Here is a 23553-nt window from a genome sequence, read left to right on the forward strand (position 1 = left end):
TTCTGTGACCAACGGCTTATCGGGCGGCCCGCATGCAAACAGCACAACGGATCATTAAAAATTATCGCCGGAATCGCTTAATCGTTTGCACAGTATGTGCACTACTGACGCTCATCCTCACATTAACTGTTCGATTTATTTCGGAGCGTAATTTAAATCACCGAAATATCGTCACCTTTGCCAACCATGCTGTAGAAGAACTGGATGACGTACTTTTACCCTTGCAGGCCGGACGTGATGTATTGCTGCCGTTAATTGGCCTCCCCTGCTCAGTGGCACGTTTACCGTTAAGCAAACATGCCGCAAGACTGCAAACGGTGCGTTCTATTAATCTGATTCAAAGCGGGATCCTCTATTGCTCCAGCATTTTTGGGTATCGCAATGTCCCCATTCGTCAACTACAGCCCGAATTACCCAGCAGGGAACCGCAACTGCTGCTGTCTACTGACCATTCGCTGATAAAAGGCAGCCCGATTCTGACGCAATGGTATCCATCCTCTGCCGATGGTGAAGATGGCGTGCTGGAAATCGTCAATATTGATTTATTGTCGTCTATGTTGCTTGAACCCCAGCCGCCGCAGATCACCGATGCCAGCTTAACCGTTGGTAATCGGCATCTACTGTATGATCAAGGTGTGGTCGATACTCTGCCTAAGCTAAATGATGAAAAACGCTACCAGCTGTCATCTCAACATTTCCCGTTTACCATTAGCGTCACCGGCCCCGGTCCCAGTGAACTGGCGATTAAACATCTGCCAACACAGCTGCCGCTGGCGGTGATCCTAAGTTTATTAGTGGGTTACCTGGCATGGCTGGCGACCGCCAGCAGAATGAGTTTTTCCTGGGAGATTAATCTGGCCCTTGCTGCTCGGGAATTCGAGCTATTTTGCCAGCCGCTGCTTAATGCGCAAACCCAGCAATGCATGGGCGTGGAGATTCTTCTACGCTGGAATAACCCACGCCAGGGTTGGATCTCTCCGGAAGTGTTTATTCCCATCGCTGAGGAGCACAACCTGATTGTGCCGCTAACCCGTCATGTCATCGCAGAAACCATTCAGCAAAGACACGTTTTCCCGATGAGCAGTCAGTTTCATATTGGGATTAATGTCGCCGCCAGCCATTTTCGTAACGGCACGCTGCTAAAAGATCTTAATCAGTACTGGTTCAGCCAGCACCCAATCCAGCAGTTGGTTATCGAACTGACCGAACGAGATGCGTTACTGGATGTGGATTATCGGGTCGTACGCGAATTAAATCGTCTTGGCGTAAAACTGGCGATTGATGATTTCGGTACCGGTAACAGCTCGCTCTCCTGGCTGGAAAAACTCCGCCCGGATGTGCTGAAGATCGATAAATCATTTACTTCGGCAATAGGAACAGACGCCGTGAACTCAACCGTCACAGACATCATTATCGCTTTGGGGAAAAAATTGAATATAGAACTGGTGGCGGAAGGCGTTGAAACCCAGGCGCAGGCTCAGCATTTGCGCCGACACGGCGTACATTTGTTGCAAGGTTTTTTGTACGCAAAGCCAATGCCGCTGCGTGATTTCCCAAAATGGCTGGCGGGCAGCACGCCGCCGCCCACCCGACATAACGGGCGACACAGTATGCCCGTCATGCCGTTTCGCTAAACCCGATTACTCGTCTTCGTCGTGAGCGGGTTGTTCTTTAACAATGCGAACTAAATCCACACGATAGTCATTCGCTTCGACAATCGTAATGCTCAGCGGTGCAACCTCGATAACATCACCTACGCGTGGAATATGGCCGTTAGCCGCAATGACTAAACCTGCCACCGTGGCGATATCTTCGTCTTCATTCACTAACGTATCCACGTCCAGCGCCTGTTGCAACGCATGCAGATCGGTACCGCCTTTGACCAACCAACCACCTGCATCAGCAATAATTTCAGGTGTTTCATCGGCATCCGGGAATTCACCGGCAATGGCTTCTAATACGTCCAGCGGCGTGACCAGACCCTGTACTACGCCAAACTCGTTAGTGACGATAACGAAGCTACCGCGGGCACGACGCAGTACGCCTAACAGATTGATCGGATCCAGCGTCTCCGGAACAACAATAGCCGGAGAAGCAGAGGCAATCGCCGCCACATCCACACCGTCTTCCAGCGCCACCAGCAGCTCTTTAGCACGCACGATACCGATGATTTCATCCAGTTCGCCACGACACACCGGGAACAGGCTGTGAGGTGAAGAGAGCAACTGCTCGCGAATTTCTGCCACGCTCAGGTCGGCATCAACCCAGCTGATTTCACCACGAGGCGTCATAATCCCGCGTAACGAACGCGACGCCAGGGAGAGGACGCCGTTGATCATATAGCGTTCTTCTTCCACAAACGCGCCTTCCGGGACAGGAACAGGCACCGGGTTATCGGATTCCATCTGCACGCTGGCCTGACGTTTACCGCCCATCAGACGCAGGATTGCATCGGCAGTACGTGCACGCAGCGGCAGCGTCGACTGGTGGCGAATAAAGTTACGACGGGCAATCTGGTTAAACAACTCGATGATGATCGAGAAACCAATTGCCGCATACAGATAACCTTTCGGAATATGGAAGCCAAACCCTTCGGCAACCAGGCTCAGACCAATCATCAACAGGAAGCTCAGACATAGCACCACCACCGTCGGGTGTTGGTTCACAAATCGTGTCAGCGGCTTAGAGGCCAGCAGCATCACGGCCATGGCAATCACTACTGCCGCCATCATCACTGGCAGATGGTTGACCATGCCGACCGCCGTAATCACGGCATCCAGCGAGAACACCGCATCGAGGATGACAATCTGCGTTACGACAACCCAAAAGCTCGCATACCCTTTCGTCTGGCCGGTATCATGTTCACGGTTTTCCAGCCGCTCATGCAGCTCTGTCGTAGCCTTGAACAAGAGGAAAATACCCCCCAGCAGCATAATCAGATCGCGCCCCGAGAACGCATAGTCCATTACCGTGAACAGCGGCTTTGTCAGCGTCACCATCCACGAAATCACGGACAACAAGCCCAGACGCATAATCAGTGCCAGTGACAAACCGATTAAACGCGCTTTATCACGCTGTTTCGGCGGCAGCTTATCAGCCAGGATCGCAATGAAGACCAGGTTATCAATACCCAGAACAATTTCGAGAACGACAAGCGTGAGCAAACCCACCCAAATCTGCGGGTCCATTAATAATTCCATGACAAGCTCCTGCTTAAGGAATGACCAAACTGCGCGCTGAGGATCTCAGGCGTTAAAGCGATATGCAGAGAAAATTTGTGGCAAAAAGTGCCAATCTGACAGGCTTGATACGGCCTGAAGGTGAAATGACGTCGGTGACGATCCATATGGTGGGCTACTGCCCTATACTCCTGAGTAATTAAACAGATGCTAAACATAACAGAGAGAAGCTGTTTTTAGCAAAGATTTACCTTCCTTTGCAATAAGTTGTTTCGGAGATATTTTACCCTTCGAAATTTCTTTTAATCGGAAGTTAAATTACGGATCTTCATCACATAAAATATTTTTTTCGATATCTAAAATAATTCACGAAAATCATAGGTTTTTCTTTGTAACCCTTATCTGAATCGATTCGATTGCGGACGACGATTCAAATACATCTTCACGTTGATGTGTTAACGATAATAAAGGAGGTAGCAAGTGACCATTGCTATTGTAATAGGCACACATGGTTGGGCTGCAGAGCAGTTACTTAAGACGGCAGAGATGCTGTTAGGCGAGCAGGAAAACGTCGGCTGGATCGATTTCGTTCCAGGCGAAAATGCTGAAACGCTGATCGAAAAGTACAACGCTCAGTTGGCAAAACTCGATACCAGTAAAGGCGTGCTGTTTCTCGTTGACACATGGGGAGGCAGCCCGTTTAACGCTGCGAGCCGCATTGTCGTCGATAAAGAGCATTACGAAGTAATCGCCGGTGTGAACATTCCCATGCTGGTTGAGACCTTCATGGCGCGTGATGACAACCCAAGCTTTGATGAATTAGTGGCACTGGCCGTTGAAACCGGCAGCGAAGGCGTGAAAGCGCTGAAAGCAAAACCGGTGGAAAAAGCCGCTCCTGCCCCCGTCGCGGCACCGAAAGCAGCAACCCCCGCGAAACCGATGGGGCCGAACGATTATATGCAGATCGGCCTGGCGCGTATTGATGACCGCTTAATCCATGGTCAGGTAGCAACTCGCTGGACCAAAGAAACCAACGTAACGCGCATTATCGTCGTCAGTGATGAAGTTGCCGCCGATACCGTGCGTAAAACGCTGCTGACTCAGGTAGCACCTCCGGGTGTGACGGCGCATGTGGTTGATGTCGCGAAAATGATCCGCGTCTACAACAACCCGAAATATGCAGGTGAGCGTGTGATGCTGTTGTTCACCAACCCAACCGACGTAGAACGTATCGTTGAAGGTGGTGTGAAAATTACCTCCGTGAACATTGGCGGTATGGCTTTCCGTCAGGGTAAAACGCAGGTAAACAACGCAATTTCTGTCGATGACAAAGACATCGAAGCCTTCAAGAAACTCAACGAACGCGGTATTGAACTTGAGGCCCGTAAGGTTTCTACCGATCAGAAACTGAAAATGATGGATTTGATTGCCAAGGTGAAATAATTCCCTGGCATTTACTTAGTTTTCACACTTAAGTCTGTATAGCAATAGGAGAAGTACAATGGAGATTACCACTCTTCAGATTGTGCTGGTGTTCATCGTCGCATGTATCGCGGGTATGGAGTCGGTACTCGATGAATTTCAGTTCCACCGTCCGTTGGTGGCCTGTACGCTGATTGGTGCCGTTCTTGGGGATATGAAAACCGGTATTATCATCGGTGGTACCCTGGAAATGATCGCCCTGGGCTGGATGAACATCGGCGCTGCGGTTGCACCAGATGCCGCACTGGCCTCAATTATCTCTACCGTTCTGGTTATCGCGGGTCATCAAAGCATTGGTGCCGGTATCGCGCTGGCTATCCCACTGGCAGCAGCAGGCCAGGTACTGACCATTATCGTTCGTACAATCACCGTAGCATTCCAGCACGCAGCGGATAAGGCAGCCGAAAACGGTAACCTGACTGCGCTCTCCTGGCTGCACGTATCCTCGCTGTTCCTGCAGGCTATGCGTATCGCTATCCCGGCGGTAATCGTAGCGATTTCTGTTGGTACCAGTGAAGTTCAGAGCATGCTTAACGCCATTCCGGAAGTCGTAACCGGTGGTCTGAACATCGCAGGCGGTATGATCGTAGTGGTTGGTTATGCGATGGTCATCAACATGATGCGCGCAGGCTATCTGATGCCATTCTTCTACCTCGGCTTCGTCACCGCGGCATTTACTAACTTCAACCTGGTTGCTCTGGGTGTGATTGGCGCAGTCATGGCCATCCTCTACATTCAGCTGAGCCCGAAATATAACCGCGTAGCCGGTGCACCTGCTGCGGCGGCTGGCAATAACGATCTCGATAACGAACTGGACTAGCAGGTGAGCGAAATGGTTGATATGACTAAAACTACCACCGAGAAAAAACTCACTCCGAGTGACATTCGTGGCGTGTTCATTCGTTCTAACCTGTTTCAGGGTTCATGGAACTTCGAACGTATGCAGGCGCTGGGTTTCTGTTTCTCCATGGTACCGGCTATCCGCCGCTTGTACCCGGAAAACAACGATGCACGTAAGCAAGCGATTAAGCGTCACCTGGAATTCTTTAACACCCATCCGTACGTAGCGGCTCCAGTACTGGGCGTTACGCTGGCAATGGAAGAACAGCGTGCAAACGGCGCAGAGATTGACGATGGTGCCATCAACGGTATCAAAGTTGGTCTGATGGGTCCGCTGGCAGGCGTCGGTGACCCGATCTTCTGGGGTACCGTACGTCCGGTCTTCGCCGCACTCGGCGCAGGTATTGCGATGAGCGGCAGCCTGCTGGGGCCACTGCTGTTCTTCATCCTGTTTAACCTGGTTCGTCTGGCAACCCGTTATTACGGTGTGGCATATGGCTACCGTAAAGGTGTCGATATCGTTAAAGATATGGGCGGCGGCTTCCTGCAGAAACTGACCGAGGGGGCGTCAATTCTCGGCCTGTTTGTCATGGGGGCATTGGTTAACAAGTGGACGCACGTAAACATCCCGCTGGTGGTTTCCACTATCACCGGTCAGGATGGTCAGACTCGTGTTACCACCGTGCAGACTATCCTTGACCAGCTGATGCCGGGTCTGGTTCCTCTGCTGCTGACATTCGCCTGTATGTGGCTGCTGCGTAAGAAAGTGAACCCGCTGTGGATCATCGTTGGCTTCTTCGTCATCGGTATCGCGGGCTACGCTGTCGGACTGCTCGGCCTGTAAGACTGTTGTGCATCACCGGGGGCTTGCCCCCGGTTTTTCTATTTAGAGGGTTGAGGATTCATGACTATCACGGACCTGGTGCTGGTTCTATTTATCTTTTCGCTGCTGGCGTATGCCATTTACGATCAGTTCATCATGCCCCGCCGTAATGGCACTACTCTGCTTACTGTCTCCCTGCTTCCCCGCAGCAGAGTTGACAGCGTTATCTTCCTTGGCTTGGTAGCTATTCTTATCTACAACAACATCACCAGCCACGGCGCGCAATTTACCACATGGTTATTATGTGCACTGGTATTGATGGGGTTGTATCTGTTCTGGATCCGTACGCCAAAAATCATCTTCAAGCAGAAAGGTTTTTTCTTCGCCAACGTCTGGATTGAATATAACCGCATTAAAGAGATGAATTTATCTGAAGACGGTGTATTAGTGATGCAATTAGAACATCGAAGATTGTTGATCCGCGTACGAAATATAGACGATCTTGAGAAGATATATAAACTTTTAATTTCAAATCAATAACTTATAAATATAGCCTGAACTATGTTTTTTATATATCAGTATAAAAACTAACATAGCCAAGGCTATATTTAACTGTCCACAATGTTATTTATTTTAACGTTTTATTTATAAACAAATCTAAATGAAAATCGTTTTCAATTAGAAGTCAAATATTATTTCTGCGTTTCTTGTTTTATATTCTCAAAATATGTTAAGGTTGCGCCCGTCGTTGGGGAGTAGCCGATTTCCAGACTCCGGAAATGTACGTGTCAACATACTCGTTGAAAAACGTGGCGCGTACGGACTGAATTTACAGGTTCAGTCAGGCGAGACCATAGGCACATCAACTGCAATGCATATCTGAATGGCGCTGTATTTACAGTGATTCCGGCCTGTATGCATGGTTACTGGGGGCAGTGATGTGTTTTATGGATACCCCGGTCAGGACGCTGTTATGAATCTCACCGCTACCGTTCTTCTCGCTTTCGGCATGTCGATGGATGCTTTCGCTGCATCAATTGGCAAAGGTGCCACCCTGCATAAACCCAAATTTTCTGAAGCATTGCGCACAGGTCTGATATTCGGCGCAGTTGAAACGCTTACGCCGCTGATTGGCTGGGGCATGGGTATGTTGGCCAGCAAATTCGTGCTGGAGTGGAACCACTGGATCGCCTTCATTCTGCTGATCTTTTTAGGCGGGCGAATGATAATCGAAGGTTTTCGCGATAACGGTGATGAGGATGAAGAACCGCAGCGCCGTCATGGTTTCTGGCTGCTGGTTACCACCGCCATTGCCACCAGTCTCGACGCAATGGCCGTCGGGGTGGGTCTGGCTTTCCTGCAGGTCAATATTATTGCCACTGCGCTGGCCATCGGCTGCGCCACATTGATTATGTCCACGCTCGGCATGATGATTGGTCGTTTCATTGGCCCGATGCTGGGCAAACGAGCAGAAATTTTGGGTGGGGTGGTGCTGATTGGTATCGGTGCCCAGATCCTCTGGGCACACTTCCACGGTTAATTCAGACGCTGCCAGACATGAATACTAAAGTCGGTCTGGCAGTCAAACGTCGTTTTCTCCGCTAACGTTTCCCACACCTCCGGCTTTGCCCGCCAGGCGAACGGCGTCATTTGCAGTAACGCAACGGCCTCGCTGCCCTGAAGCTGCATCTGATACCCCAGCGCAATACTCTGTTGCAGAACAAAACCGTCCAGTTGCTCTGTGTGCGGCGCATGCAAACGCACCTCATCATAAATAAGCCCTTTCAGTTCCATTAAATGACTCGGTCCCGGCGTGGCGGTGATAACCCATCCCCCCGGTTTAACCACGCGTGCCAGCTCTTGCGCTTTACAGGGCGCGTAGATCCTGATGATGGCATCCATTGACTCATCTGCGAACGGCAGACGATGGCTGGAGGCAACGCAAAAGGTCACCTGCGGATAGCGTCTGGCTGCAGCTTTAATTGCCACTTTGGAGACGTCAAGACCAAAGGTTGTACAACCCGTCAGCGCGTCGGCAAACGCATGGGTGTAATACCCTTCCCCACAGCCAATATCCAGGATCGCTGCATCTTCTGAAGTCGACTTCTCTTTCAGCACATTCACAATCGCATCACGCAACGGTTGATAGTGCCCGGCATCAAGAAATGCCCGTCGCGCCTGCATCATCTCAGCGCTGTCACCCGGATCGCGCGATCGTTTATGCTGAACCGGCAGTAAGTTGACATACCCTTCTTTCGCCACGTCAAACTGGTGCCGCCCGGGGCAGACAAAACTGTTATTCGCTTGAGTAAGAGGCTGGTGGCAAAGAGGACAGGAAAACGACATGACAACTCCGGCAGGTGACTTAAGGGCGCAAGTGTAACGCGAATTGCGCCCTGGGAAAATAACTTACAACGACGGCGAGGATACGTTGCTGCCGTGCATCACCAGCAGATGATCGGAGTCAGCAGGCATGCCATCCGGTTTAACGTTCTCCAGACGCAGGACATCACCCATTATCTGGCTGAAGACAGGCGCAGAGACAGCCCCACCATAATAAGCACCGTTTTGCGGATTATTGATGACGACCACCAGTGCAAATTTCGGGTCGCTCGCTGGCGCAACGCCTGCCGTGTAGGCCACGTATTTATCGACATACTTACCGTCATCACCAATTTTCTTTGCCGTTCCTGTTTTAACCGCCACGCGATAATCCCTGACCGCGGCTTTAGTTCCCCCACCACCGGGTAACGCAACGCTTTCCATCATATGTTCAACCTGGTGAACCAGCGCCTCCGGCATCACTCGGGTACCGATTACCGGCGGGTCAATACGGGTAATCGAAAGGGGCCGATAGATACCAAAACTACCAATGGTTGCATATACGTGCGCCAACTGCAGCGGCGTTACCATTAACCCATAACCAAATGCAAAGGTCGCGCGATCCAAATCGCTCCAGTAGCGGCGCTGAGGCATCAAACCGCTGCTTTCACCGGTTAATCCCAGTCCGGTTGGATCGCCAAAACCAAAGCTTTTATAGGTATCCAGCAATTTTTGGACAGGCATAGCCAATGAAAGGTGCGACACGCCGGTATCGCTCGATTTCTGCAAAATTCCGGTCAGCGACAGTTCCGGGTAAAATCCGACGTCACGAATACGATGCCCATCAAGGTAAAAAGGATGGGTATCAATCACGCTGTCGGGTTGTACTATCCCCTGCTGGAGTGCAGTCATGATCACCAGCGGTTTAACGGTTGAACCGGGTTCAAACGTATCGCTAATTGCACGGTTACGAAAATCATCCAGTACCGCGCCATCACGATTATTGGGGTTGAAGTCAGGAAAGCTCGCCATGGACAGTATTTCACCGGTAGCAATGTTGACCAGCACTGCGGCTCCTGATTCTGCTTTATTCCACGTAACGGCATTGTCCAACGCATCTTCGGTGACCGTCTGCAGACGCTCGTCGATGCTGAGCTGTAATTCGTGTGCAGGTACAGGCGTAACTTCGGTGATATTCTCAATGACATGGCCAAATTTGTCTTTACGTACCAGACGGGAGCCAGGTTTACCCATCAGCTGGTTATTAAAGCTCTTTTCCAGCCCTTCAATGCCTTGTCCATCAATGTTGGTAAAACCAATGAGATTCGCCGCTACGTGGCCTGCGGGATAGAACCGGCGGGATTCCTCGCGCAGGTTGATGCCCGGGAGATTAAGATCATCGACCCACTCAGCCTGCTGAGGGGAAATTTGTCGTGCCAGATAAATAAAACGTCCGCCAGGATTACTGTTAACGCGTTCCGCCAGCGTACTCAGTGACAAATGCAGAGTCCTTGCCAGAGCCTGCCAGCGTTCGTTGTAACCCACGCCTCCCTTGCTGATGATGGTCTTAGGATCGGCCCATACGGCGTTAACCGGAACACTTACCGCCAGCGGTCGCCCTTCTCTGTCGGTAATCATCCCGCGCGGCGAGGCAATAGTTACCTCACGTAACGAACGCATGTCTTCCTGTTTCACCAGACTCGTCGGCGTGACAATTTGCAGCCACGCAACCCGACCCAGCAGCAACCCCAGACTCAATAATATTGCCACACAAAGCAGGGCAAAACGTACGGGAGTAAAATTGCGCGCGTCGCCGTCGTTTTTCTTTTTCACCTGGTCTCCAGCAAGATAGTTTTTCAGGTGTCTGATTTAACGAGAAATGTCGTAAGAAAGCGGGGAAAACTATGCTACGAACATCACGCCTTTGCAACAAAGCGCTAATGGAAGGGCATTTAGAAATATTTAGACGTATTTTGAATTAAAAAGCCCCGCATAGGCGAGGCTTTATATCTGAGATGGTTGCGCATATGCGCTTCAAATCAGTGGTGTCGATCAGATAGCTGTTACGTTAACAGCAGCCGGACCTTTCTGGCCGTCCTGAATTTCGAACTCAACGTTCTGGCCTTCAGCCAGAGTTTTGAAGCCGTTACCCTGGATAGCGGAGAAGTGTACGAACACGTCTTTGCTGCCATCAGCCGGAGTAATGAAACCAAAACCTTTAGACTCGTTGAACCACTTAACTTGACCTTTAATCTTTGCCATTTGCAAAATTCCTTAGAGTATTTTCTTCGCCCGCAGGCATAACATAGATAAAACTGAGACATTACTGCTTGAGGCACTAATATAAGGTTCGGCAGAGAAGCGGTATTCAACGTCAACGTGTTTACTCAGGACTTCTTTACTGAAAATGCCACACATAAACAGAACTGTACCTCGTTTAACCCAAAACGTGTTATCACATACAACGTTAATAATGGCAAGCCATTTTTAAACGTGTCTCGATCGGTCGCACAAATCCCGTCGTTCATCAAACAGCAACTGCACAGTTATGCGCCACACCGAGTAGTGTTATATTCCCGCCGCTCGCCCCATCCCCCGCCTGGCTTGCACCATAGCCGGGACATTTCTACCATAGCTCAATAGCTTCGGTTGTTCCAGATTAGCTGTTACAGGGTGTGCCGGATATCATTTTTTATGCTTAGTAATGCATAAAATGTCACAAGCGTAAAAATGAGATCCGCCTTCTGCTTTTGCACCAAAATAATGAAAGAATGATGACAATGCACAAAAAAAGTAAGAGAAACGTTTCGCTGTTAATAAAACGATCGCTATCACAAAAATGACATAATCATATTTTTATCGTATGGGAAATTATATTTATATCAGACCGGGGATAAGATATTAATTGGTTGGAGCATCTGAAAATACTGAGTTTACACGCGTATCAGAGTGCTAATTACACGACATATACAGAAGAAAATAATCTGGCACGTTGGTGACAGGATGAAACATCTGAGAACAAAAGCAACAGATCCTCACCCTGTCATACCGTTTTTACCGCTCAGCTACCAGGCGGATGATGTCATCATCTTCATCCTTCGCTGTGACCGCAGCAGGCTCTGCTGCTTTTTCAGGTTCGTTAGCTTCGCAAAGGCGACGGAGCAATGCGTTCTGTCTTTTTTGCTGATCTAACAATGCTTCAAGCAGCTCAATCTGCTCATTAGTACGCGAACTTGCCCGATTGACGAAAAACCACAGTACAAGCCCGACAACCAGAATCACCACCGATACAGCCAAAGACGCCAAACTCAACGCGCCAGAATTCAAAACTTCGTTCATTTCACCACCTCAATGTAGACAGCGTAGTTTACCACTGCCGCACAAGAAGGTAATCAACTGTGGCAAAAATGCGCTTACCAGGGAATAAATTTATTGATGGCACAAATACCGCTGAAAAATTGTACATCCTGATCGCACATGATGTTGAACACTTGCGCCCACATCAGTATGCATACCAGCACGACAACTATCAGCACTACCCAGCGAATTTTTTTCACTCCAGCTCCACTCTTCGAATCTACATCTTATGTCTATAAATTATCATGCGTTACCTAAACCCAGCGTTAACTGTATCGGCATTCAATCTTTTTAGGAATGATTCACTTGTTTCATCCCATGTACAGGCTAATCTAATAATAACGAGAAAAGATAAGAGGTTGTAATGCGTCTGATAATCCGCGCTATTGTGTTGTTAGCTCTGGTTTGGATCGGTTTATTACTGAGCGGCTACGGAATTTTGATTGGAAGTAAGGAGAATGCAGCGGGTCTGGGCTTGCAATGCCAATATCTGACCGCCCGCGGAACCAGCACCGCACAATACGTCCACACAAACAGCGGTATCATTGGCCTGTCGGATTGTCCCTTGTTAAGAAAAAGTACGGTCATTATTGATAACGGTTAATATAGCAACAATACATACGCTACGTTATTTGCATCAACTAACGTTATGACTGTTCATAAAAAACCCCAGATACAAAAATACCTGGGGTTTTTAAGTTGACGCTATTACGCCAGATTAGAACGGATAGTCGTTATAACCCATTTGTTCTGAAATTTTACGCGCAGCCGTATGCAACATCGCCACATACTCGTGCAAACGTTCCTCTGAGAAACGCAGCGTCGGGAATGAAATACTCAAGCCTGCAATCACCACACCGAAACGGTCAAACACCGGCACACCGATGCAGCGCAGACCTTCTTCCTGTTCTTCGTTGTCTTCACCGTAGCCCTGCTCACGGACTTTATCCAGCAGTACCAGCAATTCATCAGTATTGGTAATAGTACGGTCGGTACTGCGTTTGTACTCAATACCATCCAGAATTTGCTTCACTTCATCGCGGTCACGCCATGCCAGCAGAACTTTACCGATAGCCGTGCTGTACAGTGGATTACGGCGACCTACGCGAGAATACATGCGCAGATTGTACATGGAGTCGATTTTATGAATGTAGACGATGCTGTCTTCATCCAGTGCGCCAAGGTGTACTGTCTCTTTGGTCAGGCGCGAAAGTTCGCGCATCTGAATATCAGCGCTACGGATAAGATCGACGTTTTGTAACGCGCGAGCACCCAGCTCGAATAGTTTCAGGGTCAGTGAGTATTTCTCAGACTCCCCTTCTTGTGCCACATAGCCCAGCGTTTTCATGGTCTGCAAAAAGCGATAAACGGTGCTTTTCGACATCATGACGCGTTGCGACAACTCGGTAATACCAATTTCGCGCTCTTCACCCAGCGCCTGCAGGATGCCAAAAACCTTCAGCACGGAAGATACAGAATCGGGTTGTTTATCCAGATCTGCGATTGCCATTTATCACCCCTTTCGAGTGTTTTATAAAAATCAGAACCGGTTTTTATTATAATTTCACGTATCAGCCCTCGCAATCGCTCTTTGCTTACTTAGTTACAAATCTGCGACCTAACGCCTGAATATCAATGCTAAAATTATTATTCTCATCATAAATTCCGACAATATTGACTTCCTATGGAAAAAACTCAGACCGATGGTCTGCCATTGCCCCAGCGATATGGCGCAATTTTAACCATTGTTATTGGCATCTCTATGGCAGTACTCGACGGCGCAATAGCGAACGTTGCCCTCCCCACTATCGCCACCGATCTTCAGGCCTCACCCGCCAGCTCAATCTGGATTGTGAACGCCTACCAAATTGCGATCGTTGTTTCGCTGTTATCGCTCTCTTTTTTAGGTGATATGTTTGGCTACCGACGCATTTATAAGTGTGGTCTGGTCGTGTTTCTGTTGGCGTCGCTGTTTTGTGCATTATCAGACTCGCTGCATATGCTGACGTTAGCGCGCGTGGCTCAGGGGTTTGGCGGCGCGGCGCTGATGAGCGTTAATACGGCATTGATCCGACTCATTTATCCTCAGCGCCAGCTTGGCCGCGGAATGGGTATTAACTCCTTTATCGTGGCTGTATCCTCGGCAGCGGGTCCGACTATTGCGGCGGCTATTCTTTCTATTGCCTCGTGGAAATGGCTATTCCTGATTAACGTTCCACTGGGGATCATCGCCCTGCTACTGGCTATGCGTTTTTTGCCACCCAATTCATCACGTGGCAATAAACCGCGCTTCGATCTGCCCAGCGCAGTGATGAACGCCTTAACATTCGGTTTGTTAATCACGGCACTCAGCGGATTTGCACAGGGACAGTCGCTAAAACTGATTGGTGCTGAACTTGTGGGTCTTCTTGTGGTAGGGTTTTTCTTTATCCGCCGCCAACTCGCATTGCCAGTGCCGTTATTACCGGTTGATCTGCTACGCATTCCGCTGTTTTCACTCTCTATTTGTACCTCAATCTGTTCATTCAGCGCGCAAATGCTGGCAATGGTTTCCCTGCCCTTTTTCATGCAAACGGTTCTCGGGCGCAGCGAGGTTGAAACGGGCCTGCTGCTGACGCCGTGGCCGCTGGCAACCATGGTGATGGCCCCACTGGCGGGATATTTGATTGAACGTGTTCATGCGGGTCTGCTGGGCGCGCTGGGCATGGCAGTAATGGCGTGTGGGCTGTTTTCTCTGGTGTTGCTGCCCGCATCACCTTCTGATTTTAATATCATCTGGCCAATGATTTTGTGCGGTGCGGGTTTTGGCTTGTTCCAGTCACCGAATAATCACACCATCATCACCTCCGCACCGCGTGATCGTAGCGGAGGCGCGAGCGGTATGCTTGGAACGGCGCGTTTACTGGGCCAGAGTACCGGGGCCGCACTGGTTGCGCTGATGCTAAATCAGTTTGGCGACAGCGGAACACACGTTTCGCTGATAACAGCGGGTATTCTGGCTTCGCTAGCCGCAATCGTGAGTGGCTTACGTATCACACAACCGCGAGTTCAGGCATAAAAAAAGCGCGTCTGTCGACGCGCTTTTTATTTTAAGTCTGCTGCCAATTATTTCAGGTATTCACCGCTGCGCAGCGCTTCAATACGTTTGTCCAACGGCGGGTGAGTCATAAACAGCTCACTCAACGATTTGGATTTACCGTTGATGCAGAACGCCATCATGCTGGTCGCTTCCTGCGGCTCATAGCTGGTTTTCAGGCGCTGTAGCGCGGCGATCATTTTTTCACGACCCACCAGTTTCGCTGAGCCTGCATCCGCATGGAATTCACGATGACGTGAGAACCACATCGTAATAATGCTCGCCAGAATACCAAATACCAGCTCCAGTACCGTCGCTACCGCAAAGTAGATTAACGGGTTACCGTTGCTACCCTCTCCCTCATCGCGGTTGCCGCCCATAAACCCAGCGGCAATCTGCGCCAGAATACGTGAGATAAAGATAACGAAAGTGTTCACCACACCCTGAATTAACGTCATGGTAACCATATCGCCATTAGCTATGTGGCTGATCTCATGCGCGATAACCGCTTCGGCTTCATCCGGACTCATGTTTTGCAACAGGCCAGTACTTACAGCCACCAGCGAGGCATCCCGGCGCGCACCGGTAGCAAACGCGTTAATATCTGGCGCATGGTAGATTGCAACCTGCGGCATAGCGATCCCGGCCTGGCGGGCCTGATTCGCGACTGTATTCATCAGCCAGCGTTCTCTTTCATTGCGAGGCTGTTCGATCACTTCCCCGCCAACGGACTTTAACGCCATCCATTTGGACATCAGCAGCGAAATGAAGGAACCACCAAAACCAAACAGCAGTGCCATGATCAACAAGCCTTGAACGCTGCTTGACTGAATCCCTGTCAGGCTCAATACCAGCCCGAAAACGACCATCACAGCCAGGTTCGTCAGCAGGAAGAGCGCGATTCGCATCATAATTTTCTTTTAACCTCAATTTAACAAAACGCACTATGCGATTACCCATATCGTATGGGTCTTATGACTATTTTCAAGCATCCATAGGTGCTAAGTCACCAGAAAGACACAACTTTACATTTTATCGTATCAGACTGACGTCTTCATGCACTTGTTAAAAAAACAGGCACAATTTCTTGTGCCTGTTCGAGGTTATTGACTGGTTGCGGGCTGTTCCGCTGGCTTTTCTTTTTCAAGATGCGCCAGGTCGAGCGCGATTTTTACCGTTTCATCCAGATACGGATCCGGCTCCTGGTAATCCTTCGGCAGATCGTCCAGTTTCTTCAGCAACGGTTTGCCTTCTCGCTTGAATCGATCGTTAATACGCGCCAGACGCATTGCGTCATCTTCGTTATTCTCTTTTTCACGCTGAGCGTAATTCAGAGAAGCGATGTTGCGCTTATCCTTCATCGCATTGAAACGCGCAATGTCCTTCATGATGTACTGGAACTCAGGATCGTTCGCAATACGTGCATTGTGCTCTTTCAGCAATTCAGGTCCGAACGGCGTCAGATTATCTGACTTGGTGTAGGTCGCAGCATCAATGCTGTCCCACGGCAGCGCGTTATCTTCAAACTTCTCGCCGGTTTCAGTTTCTTCATTACCTGTCGGCATGATGATATCTGGCGTAACACCCTTACGCTGCGTGCTGCCACCGTTTACGCGGTAGAATTTCTGGATCGTGTACTGAACAGAACCCAGCGCTGGCCATTCCGGACGCAGCATCTGATCGTAAATACGGTTCAGGGAGCGATACTGCTGAACTGTGCCTTTACCGAAGGTTGGTTCACCAACGATCAGCGCTCGGCCATAATCCTGCATTGCCGCAGCGAAAATCTCTGATGCTGAGGCGCTGAAGCGATCGACCAATACCACCAGCGGGCCTTTGTAGTACACAACGCCGTCGGTATCGCTGTCTTCACGCACTTTACCGTTATTGTCACGAACCTGAACCACCGGGCCGGATGGAATGAACAGACCGGAAAGCGAAACCGCTTCAGTCAGTGCTCCACCGCCGTTGGTACGCAGATCGATGATGATGCTGCTGACGTTCTGTTTTTCCAGTTTCTGCAACTGGACTTTGACATCATCAGTCAGGCCAACATAGAAACCAGGAATATCCAGTACGCCGACTTTTTCTTTGCCAACGGTTTTCACGGACATTTTAACGGCACGGTCTTCGAGACGGATACGTTCACGCGTTAGCGTCACGGTGCGCGTCTTGGTACCTTTACCGGCAGGCAGAATTTCAAGGCGCACCTTGCTGCCTTTAGGTCCTTTGATCAGTGCTACGACATCATCCAGACGCCAGCCAATCACATCGACCATGCCCTTGCCCGTCTGCCCGACGCCGACAATACGATCGCCAACGCTGATCGCTTTGCTCTTGGCTGCCGGACCACCTGCCACCATGGAGTTAATGACGGTGTAGTCATCATCCATCTGCAGAACCGCGCCAATACCTTCCAAAGACAAGCTCATTTCAGTATTGAACTGCTCGGTATTGCGCGGAGAGAGATAGTTAGTATGCGGGTCGATTTCACGGGCGAACGCTGTCATCGCCAGTGAGAACACATCTTCGCTGTTGGTCTGCGCCAGACGGCGAATCGCAAATTTGTAGCGGCGCGTCAGCGTTTCGCGGATTTCCGCATCGGTTTTACCGGTCAGCTTCAGGCTGAGTTCGTCAAATTTAACCTTGCCGTCCCACAGCGCATTAAGCTCTGCTTCGCTCTTCGGCCACGGCGCTTTGCTTCGGTCGAGGTTAAAGGTGTCGTTACCGGTGAAATCCATTGGACGTGCCAGTACGCTTAATGCGTACTGATAACGTTCAAATCGGCGTTTTTGCGCCAGATTATAGAGATCGTAAAAGACATCCAGCTTGCCGGTGCGCAGTTCATCGCCGAGGACCGTTTTCTTTTTTGCATACTGTTCGATATCGCTCGCCAGCAGCACGTTGTGGCTGTAGTCGAGCAAATTCAAATAGCGGTCAAAAATTTTTGCCGAAAACGCTTGATCCAGATCGAACTGGCGATAGTGTGATCGCGTAAAACGCGACGTCACACGTTCGCTTACCGTCGCATGCTGGGTTTCTTCCTTTAAAACGGGGATTTGATCGGCACGCGTGATGTCTTCCACAGCAAGTGCCTGGCCTGCTAATGCAAGCAGACCAGCTAACGCAGTAAGCCTAAAAAAAGTGTTCATGCCAGGCCTGGCCTCCGTTTCAGAACACCAGGTGTTCTGCGCGTACAATCAAAGACATACCCGAATTCAGCTGTACACGGACGCCATCTTTGGTGATTTCTAATACGGTGGCATCCATCGCATTATTTCCTGCTTTCACCTTCAGAGACTGCCCTACCGTCAGTACTGAAATATCAGATACCGGGGTATGCTGTTCTTCGCGAGGAGCACGCGGTGCTTTTGCTGCTGGTTTTTCAGCGCGAGGTTTACGCTCAGCACCTTCTTTACGACGCGGTGCAGGACGCGGCTTACGCTCGCGACGCGGGGCGTCTTCTTTTTCACCGGCGGCAGCGGCCGCTTCGCGTTTTTTCGCCTGTTGCTCTGCGCGTTGCGCCTGAACACGGGCTTTAGCTTCTTCCAGCTGTTTGCGAGCATGTTCAACATGTTGTTCATCCAGCTCACCACAAGGGTTGCCGTCGAGATCAACACGCGTTGCGCCCAATTTAACGCCATACAGATAGCGCCAGCTTGAAGTATAGAGACGTAAGGCAGAACGGAGCTGAGTCTTGCTGAGGTTCATTTCACCCTCAACACGCTCTACCAGATCCTGAAAAATGCCAATTTTCAGTGGGCGCGCTTCGCCTTCCGCACTAAAACACTGCGGGAAGCGTTCGGCCAGAAACGCGATGACTTCTTTACTGCTATTCAACTTAGGTTGATTTTCCATGAAATTTCCTGATTACAACGGACGTAGCCAACAAGCGCAGGCATGAACAGGCGACATTATAATGACGTCATCAGTAATTGCTACGTTATCCGTTGATTATCCTGCGACGCGCGCAAAGAATTTTTTGTAATCCGTCGTTGCAAGCACGGTTTCAAGCTGTGCCACAAGCGTACGCAGACCTTGTTCATCTTCTTCAGTAAAGCGGCCAAATGCCGTGCTATCAATATCCAGCACGCCGATTATCTGATTATCGACAGCGATCGGCAGGACGATTTCAGCGTTGCTGGCGGCATCACAGGCGATGTGCCCATCAAAAGCATGTACGTCCTCAATACGCTGAACCTGGTTCTGCGCCACTGCGGTACCGCACACACCGCGCCCTACCGGGATCCGCACGCAGGCAATTTTGCCCTGGAAGGGACCAAGCACCAGCGTATCGTCCTCAAGCAGGTAAAAACCGGCCCAATTCACTTCTGCAAGACGCTCGTACAACAATGCGCTGGTATTTGCCAGCGTTGCCAGAAAACTGGTTTCACCTGCCATCAATGCCTGAAAATCACGGTTCAGATCCGTGTATAGCTCTATTTTGTTCATTATATAATCACTTAGTTGTCTTACTTAAAACTGCAGCCTACTAAAATAAACATTAAATGCGTTAATGCTCAAGATCATTCCCGTCATGAGTTAAGATAACATTACTTCAACAATTTGATTCGCGATACATGGCCTTAACGACACCACGCATCACGCCAACTAAAAAAATAGCCATCAGGTCCATCGGTGAGGCACTACCTCGTGCACATTATCATCGCTGCCCTGAATGTGACCTGATATTTAGCTTGCCTAAAATGCGTTCGCACCAAAGTGCCTTTTGCCCACGCTGCCAGGCAAAAATTCGTGACGGACGCGACTGGTCGTTAACGCGACTGGCGGCAATGGCTTTCACCATGTTGCTGCTGATGCCCTTTGCCTGGGGAGAGCCACTCCTGCACATCTATTTATTAGGTGTGCGCATTGATGCCAATGTGATGCAAGGCATCTGGCAAATGACCCGACAAGGTGATCCCCTCACCGCCTCCTTCGTGCTTTTTTGCGTCGCTGGTGCGCCACTAATTCTCGTGACCTCAATCGCTTATCTGTGGTTTGGTAATATTCTCGGGATGAACCTGCGCCCGGTGCTGCTGATGCTGGAAAGGCTCAAAGAGTGGGTGATGCTCGATATTTACCTGGTGGGTATCGGCGTCGCATCAATCAAGGTTCAGGACTATGCTTTTTTGCAGCCTGGCGTGGGGCTGTTTGCTTTTATTGCGCTGGTGATCCTCAGTATTTTGACGCTGTCACATCTTAACGTTGAGCAGCTTTGGGACCGTTTCTACCCGCAAAGACCGGCTCGTCGGCCCGATGAAAAGCTCCGCGTCTGCCTCGGCTGCCATTTTACAGGTTATCCGGATGCCCGCGGTCGCTGCCCTCGCTGCCATATCCCGTTGCGCTGGCGCAGAAATCAAAGTATCCAAAAGTGTTGGGCGGCACTGCTGGCCTCGATTGTCCTGCTTTTGCCCGCTAACCTACTGCCCATCTCAATAATTTATGTCAACGGCGGCCGACAGGAAGACACAATCCTGTCAGGCATAATGTCTTTGGCAAACAGTAATGTCGGCGTAGCGGCGATCGTGTTTATCGCCAGTATATTAGTGCCATTCACCAAAGTGATTGTGATGTTTACGTTGCTATTCAGCATCCACTTTAATTGTGAACAAGGGTTGCGCACCCGTATAAAACTACTGCGTATGGTGACCTGGATTGGCCGCTGGTCAATGCTCGATCTCTTTGTTATCGCGTTAACCATGTCGCTGATAAATCGCGATCAGATACTTGCTTTTACTATGGGACCGGCTGCGTTTTATTTCGGCGCAGCGGTAATATTGACTATTCTTGCTGTGGAATGGCTGGACAGCCGCTTACTTTGGGATGCACATGAGTCAGGAAACGCCCGCTTCGCAGACTGAAGCGCAGATTAAAACAAAACGCCGTATCTCCCCGTTCTGGCTGCTGCCGTTCATCGCGCTGATGATCGCAGGATGGCTTATCTGGGGAAGCTATGAAGATCGCGGCAATACCGTGACCATCGACTTTATGTCTGCTGACGGCATTGTGCCAGGCCGTACTCCCGTTCGTTATCAGGGCGTTGAAGTGGGCACGGTGCAGGATATCAACCTCAGCAAAGATCTACGCAAAATTGAAGTCCGCGTCAGCATCAAATCGAGCATGAAAGATGCTCTGCGCAAAGATACCCAGTTCTGGCTGGTCACGCCGAAGGCGTCGCTGGCTGGGGTTTCTGGTCTGGATGCGTTGGTTGGCGGCAACTATATCGGCATGATGCCCGGTACTGGCGAGGCCGAGGATCATTTCGTCGCCCTCGACACCCAGCCCAAGTATCGTCTGGATAATGGCGATTTAATGTTGCATCTGCGCGCCCCTGATCTCGGATCGCTTAATAGCGGTTCACTGGTTTATTTCCGTAAGATTCCGGTGGGCAGGGTCTATGACTACACCATCAACCCGAACCATCAGGGCGTAACCATCGATGTATTGATTGAACGTCGCTTCACCAATCTGGTGAAAAAAGGCAGCCGCTTCTGGAACGTCTCCGGTGTAAATGCGGATGTCAGCCTTAGCGGTGCGAAGGTAAAACTGGAGAGTCTGGCGGCGCTGGTCAACGGTGCCATTGCTTTTGATTCACCCGAAGACTCAAAACCTGCTGCGGCAGACGACACGTTTGGTCTATATCAGGATCTCGCGCACAGCCAGCGTGGAGTAATCGTCAAGCTTGATTTACCCAGCGGAGATGGACTCAAAGCAGGCTCAACATCGCTGATGTATCAAGGATTAGAAGTCGGTCAGCTCACAAAACTGGATTTAAACCCAGGCGGTAAAGTCACCGGCGAAATGACGGTCGATCCCAGCGTCGTAACGCTGCTGCGTGACAACACACGAATTGAGTTACACAGCCCTAAATTATCGTTAAGCGATGTGAATCTCAGTTCGCTGCTAACAGGTAAAACTTTCGAGCTGGTACCTGGCGAAGGCGAGCCGCGTAACCAGTTCGTCGTTATTCCCGCTGAGAAGTCGTTGTTACACGACCCAGGCGTCATGACGTTTACACTGACCGCGCCGGAGAGTTACGGTATTGATGCTGGCCAGCCGCTAATTCTTCACGGCGTACAGGTCGGTCAGGTGATTGAGCGTACGCTTTCCAGCAAAGGCGTCTCATTTACCGTTGCTGTTGAACCACAGCATCGTGACCAGGTGCAGGGTGACAGTAAGTTCGTGGTGAACAGCCGCGTGGATGTCAAAGTCGGACTTGATGGCGTGGAGTTCCTTGGCGCCAGCGCCAGTGAGTGGCTCAGCGGCGGCATTCGTATTTTGCCCGGTACTAAAGGTGAAATGAAAAAAAGCTACCCGCTTTACGCTAACCTGGAGAAAGCGATTGAAAACAGTCTGAGCGATCTGCCAACCACTACGGTCAGCCTTAGCGCCGAAACGCTGCCTGATGTGCAGGCCGGCTCGGTGGTGCTTTACCGCAAATTCGAGGTCGGTGAAGTGATTAGCGTTCGTCCTCGCGCCGATGCGTTTGATATCGATCTGCATATCAAACCGGAATATCGCAACCTGTTGACCAGCAACAGCGTGTTCTGGGCCGAAGGCGGAGCAAAAGTTCAGCTTAACGGCAGCGGATTAACCGTACAGGCATCTCCCCTTTCACGCGCGCTTAAAGGGGCGATTAGCTTCGATAATTTAAGCGGTGCCAGCGCCAGCCAACGTAAAGGCGACAAGCGTATTCTGTATGCTTCGGAAACCGCCGCGCGTGCGGTCGGCGGCCAGATAACGCTGCATGCGTTCGATGCCGGTAAACTCGCTGCAGGCATGCCGATTCGCTACCTGGGAATCGATATCGGACAGATCCAGACGCTTGAGCTGATCACCGCCCGTAACGAAGTTCAGGCAAAAGCGGTTCTGTACCCGGAATACGTACAAACCTTCGCGCGAAGCGGTACCCGTTTCTCCGTGATCACCCCGCAAATTTCGGCAGCGGGCGTGGAGCATCTGGATACAATCCTGCAGCCGTATATCAACGTTGAACCAGGACGCGGTAATCCGCGCCGTGATTTTGAGCTGCAGGAAGCCACCATTACCGACTCTCGTTACCTCGATGGTCTGAGTATTGTGGTTGAAGCACCAGAAGCAGGTTCGCTGAATATCGGAACCCCGGTTTTGTTCAGAGGTATTGAAGTGGGGACCGTCACCGGGCTGACGCTGGGCTCGCTTTCCGATCGTGTGATGGTTGCCATGCGCATTAGCCAACGCTATCAGCATCTGGTACGCAACAACTCCGTGTTCTGGCTGGCATCCGGCTACAATCTCGACTTCGGCCTGACCGGCGGTGTCGTGAAGACCGGTACCTTCAATCAGTTCATCCGCGGCGGCATCGCCTTCGCGACTCCACCGGGTACACCGTTGGCTCCGAAAGCGCAGGCAGGTAAACACTTCCTGTTGCTGGAAAGTGAACCTAAAGAGTGGCGTGAATGGGGAACCGCCCTGCCACGTTAACCTCTCCA

At 50.4% G+C, this 23553-nt stretch carries 23 protein-coding genes; 10 read left to right on the forward strand and 13 right to left on the reverse strand.

The window, feature by feature from the left end; all coding sequences use genetic code 11:
- Window positions 1-32 precede the first annotated feature (32 nt).
- Window positions 33-1634 carry a cyclic di-3',5'-guanosine monophosphate phosphodiesterase PdeD gene (gene pdeD, locus OGX90_RS02920; RefSeq protein ID WP_286623114.1) on the forward strand — a complete coding sequence of 534 codons (1602 nt, stop codon included), beginning with the start codon at window positions 33-35 and terminating at the stop codon, window positions 1632-1634.
- A 6-nt stretch (window positions 1635-1640) separates the two neighbouring features.
- Here the strand turns inward: pdeD and yoaE are convergent, their stop codons facing one another.
- Both yoaE and OGX90_RS23865 read right to left on the reverse strand, forming a co-directional pair.
- Window positions 1641-3200 (reverse strand): CNNM family cation transport protein YoaE, encoded by a 1560-nt coding sequence (gene yoaE, locus OGX90_RS02925; RefSeq protein ID WP_008785026.1) that lies wholly within the window; start codon window positions 3198-3200, stop codon window positions 1641-1643.
- Window positions 3188-3397 carry a protein YoaL gene (locus OGX90_RS23865; protein WP_008785027.1) on the reverse strand — a complete coding sequence of 70 codons (210 nt, stop codon included), beginning with the start codon at window positions 3395-3397 and terminating at the stop codon, window positions 3188-3190. Before OGX90_RS23865 ends, yoaE begins: the two co-directional genes overlap by 13 nt.
- Before the next feature lie 262 nt (window positions 3398-3659).
- On the opposite strand from OGX90_RS23865, the gene manX reads away from it, so the two are divergent.
- The 5 genes from manX (at window position 3660) to mntP (ending at window position 7864) form a co-directional block, all read left to right on the forward strand.
- The gene (manX, locus tag OGX90_RS02930) at window positions 3660-4622 is read left to right on the forward strand and encodes a PTS mannose transporter subunit IIAB (RefSeq protein WP_003833768.1); all 963 of its coding nucleotides are present in this window, start codon (window positions 3660-3662) and stop codon (window positions 4620-4622) included.
- Window positions 4623-4680: 58 nt separating this feature from the next.
- Window positions 4681-5481, forward strand: coding sequence for a PTS mannose/fructose/sorbose transporter subunit IIC (locus tag OGX90_RS02935; protein WP_003021004.1), 801 nt, complete (start codon window positions 4681-4683; stop codon window positions 5479-5481).
- Window positions 5482-5493: 12 nt separating this feature from the next.
- A complete protein-coding gene (locus OGX90_RS02940) occupies window positions 5494-6345 on the forward strand; it encodes a PTS mannose transporter subunit IID (RefSeq protein WP_003833769.1) in 852 nt (283 codons plus the stop codon).
- Between the two features lie 60 nt (window positions 6346-6405).
- Window positions 6406-6864, forward strand: a complete 459-nt coding sequence (locus OGX90_RS02945) for a DUF986 family protein (RefSeq protein ID WP_008785029.1) — start codon at window positions 6406-6408, stop codon at window positions 6862-6864.
- 433 nt (window positions 6865-7297) lie between these two features.
- Window positions 7298-7864: a manganese efflux pump MntP gene (gene mntP, locus OGX90_RS02950; protein WP_020996621.1), complete on the forward strand. Its 567-nt coding sequence runs from the start codon at window positions 7298-7300 to the stop codon at window positions 7862-7864.
- Here the strand turns inward: mntP and rlmA are convergent.
- The 6 genes from rlmA to mgrB all read right to left on the reverse strand — a co-directional run bounded on the left by rlmA (window position 7861) and on the right by mgrB (window position 12203).
- Entirely contained in the window at window positions 7861-8670 is an 810-nt protein-coding gene (gene rlmA / locus OGX90_RS02955) for a 23S rRNA (guanine(745)-N(1))-methyltransferase (RefSeq protein WP_234692020.1), read from the reverse strand. The two genes, mntP and rlmA, sit on opposite strands and share 4 nt — an antisense overlap.
- A gap of 63 nt (window positions 8671-8733) precedes the next feature.
- On the reverse strand, window positions 8734-10479 hold the full coding sequence (gene ftsI2 / locus OGX90_RS02960) for a peptidoglycan DD-transpeptidase FtsI2/PBP3(PARA) (RefSeq protein ID WP_003833773.1): 1746 nt from the start codon (window positions 10477-10479) through the stop codon (window positions 8734-8736).
- A 219-nt stretch (window positions 10480-10698) separates the two neighbouring features.
- The gene (cspE, locus tag OGX90_RS02965) at window positions 10699-10908 is read right to left on the reverse strand and encodes a transcription antiterminator/RNA stability regulator CspE (RefSeq protein ID WP_001062678.1); all 210 of its coding nucleotides are present in this window, start codon (window positions 10906-10908) and stop codon (window positions 10699-10701) included.
- 12 nt (window positions 10909-10920) lie between these two features.
- Entirely contained in the window at window positions 10921-11064 is a 144-nt protein-coding gene (locus OGX90_RS02970) for a DUF2627 domain-containing protein (RefSeq protein ID WP_003034983.1), read from the reverse strand.
- Window positions 11065-11700: 636 nt separating this feature from the next.
- Window positions 11701-11985 (reverse strand): YebO family protein, encoded by a 285-nt coding sequence (locus OGX90_RS02975; protein ID WP_003833774.1) that lies wholly within the window; start codon window positions 11983-11985, stop codon window positions 11701-11703.
- A gap of 74 nt (window positions 11986-12059) precedes the next feature.
- Complete coding sequence (gene mgrB / locus OGX90_RS02980; RefSeq protein WP_003034977.1) at window positions 12060-12203, reverse strand: PhoP/PhoQ regulatory lipoprotein MgrB; 144 nt, start codon at window positions 12201-12203, stop codon at window positions 12060-12062.
- A 164-nt stretch (window positions 12204-12367) separates the two neighbouring features.
- Here mgrB and OGX90_RS02985 point away from each other — a divergent pair, with 164 nt between their 5' ends.
- A complete protein-coding gene (locus OGX90_RS02985) occupies window positions 12368-12607 on the forward strand; it encodes a YobH family protein (protein ID WP_003034975.1) in 240 nt (79 codons plus the stop codon).
- Between the two features lie 114 nt (window positions 12608-12721).
- Here OGX90_RS02985 and kdgR read toward each other — a convergent pair whose 3' ends face one another.
- Window positions 12722-13513: a DNA-binding transcriptional regulator KdgR gene (gene kdgR, locus OGX90_RS02990; RefSeq protein ID WP_003833778.1), complete on the reverse strand. Its 792-nt coding sequence runs from the start codon at window positions 13511-13513 to the stop codon at window positions 12722-12724.
- Window positions 13514-13687: 174 nt separating this feature from the next.
- On the opposite strand from kdgR, the gene OGX90_RS02995 reads away from it, so the two are divergent.
- A complete protein-coding gene (locus tag OGX90_RS02995; RefSeq protein WP_148361872.1) occupies window positions 13688-15061 on the forward strand; it encodes an MFS transporter in 1374 nt (457 codons plus the stop codon).
- A 47-nt stretch (window positions 15062-15108) separates the two neighbouring features.
- Here the strand turns inward: OGX90_RS02995 and htpX are convergent, their stop codons facing one another.
- The 4 genes from htpX to msrC form a co-directional block, all read right to left on the reverse strand.
- Window positions 15109-15990: a protease HtpX gene (gene htpX / locus OGX90_RS03000; RefSeq protein WP_003034964.1), complete on the reverse strand. Its 882-nt coding sequence runs from the start codon at window positions 15988-15990 to the stop codon at window positions 15109-15111.
- Window positions 15991-16182: 192 nt separating this feature from the next.
- Window positions 16183-18231: a carboxy terminal-processing peptidase gene (prc, locus tag OGX90_RS03005; RefSeq protein ID WP_048235216.1), complete on the reverse strand. Its 2049-nt coding sequence runs from the start codon at window positions 18229-18231 to the stop codon at window positions 16183-16185.
- A 19-nt stretch (window positions 18232-18250) separates the two neighbouring features.
- Window positions 18251-18937: an RNA chaperone ProQ gene (proQ, locus tag OGX90_RS03010; protein ID WP_003833781.1), complete on the reverse strand. Its 687-nt coding sequence runs from the start codon at window positions 18935-18937 to the stop codon at window positions 18251-18253.
- 96 nt (window positions 18938-19033) lie between these two features.
- On the reverse strand, window positions 19034-19531 hold the full coding sequence (gene msrC / locus OGX90_RS03015; RefSeq protein ID WP_003833782.1) for a free L-methionine (R)-S-oxide reductase MsrC: 498 nt from the start codon (window positions 19529-19531) through the stop codon (window positions 19034-19036).
- Window positions 19532-19659: 128 nt separating this feature from the next.
- On the opposite strand from msrC, the gene yebS reads away from it, so the two are divergent.
- Together yebS and OGX90_RS03025 are read left to right on the forward strand one after the other, a co-directional pair.
- Window positions 19660-20943 carry a membrane integrity lipid transport subunit YebS gene (yebS, locus tag OGX90_RS03020; protein WP_048216185.1) on the forward strand — a complete coding sequence of 428 codons (1284 nt, stop codon included), beginning with the start codon at window positions 19660-19662 and terminating at the stop codon, window positions 20941-20943.
- Window positions 20912-23545 (forward strand): PqiB family protein, encoded by a 2634-nt coding sequence (locus tag OGX90_RS03025; RefSeq protein WP_286623117.1) that lies wholly within the window; start codon window positions 20912-20914, stop codon window positions 23543-23545. Before yebS ends, OGX90_RS03025 begins: the two co-directional genes overlap by 32 nt.
- The last annotated feature ends 8 nt before the right edge of the window (window positions 23546-23553 follow it).

The sequence above is a fragment of the Citrobacter sp. Cpo012 genome (genome assembly GCF_030333015.1).
Classification (GTDB): Bacteria; Pseudomonadota; Gammaproteobacteria; order Enterobacterales; family Enterobacteriaceae; genus Citrobacter; species Citrobacter portucalensis.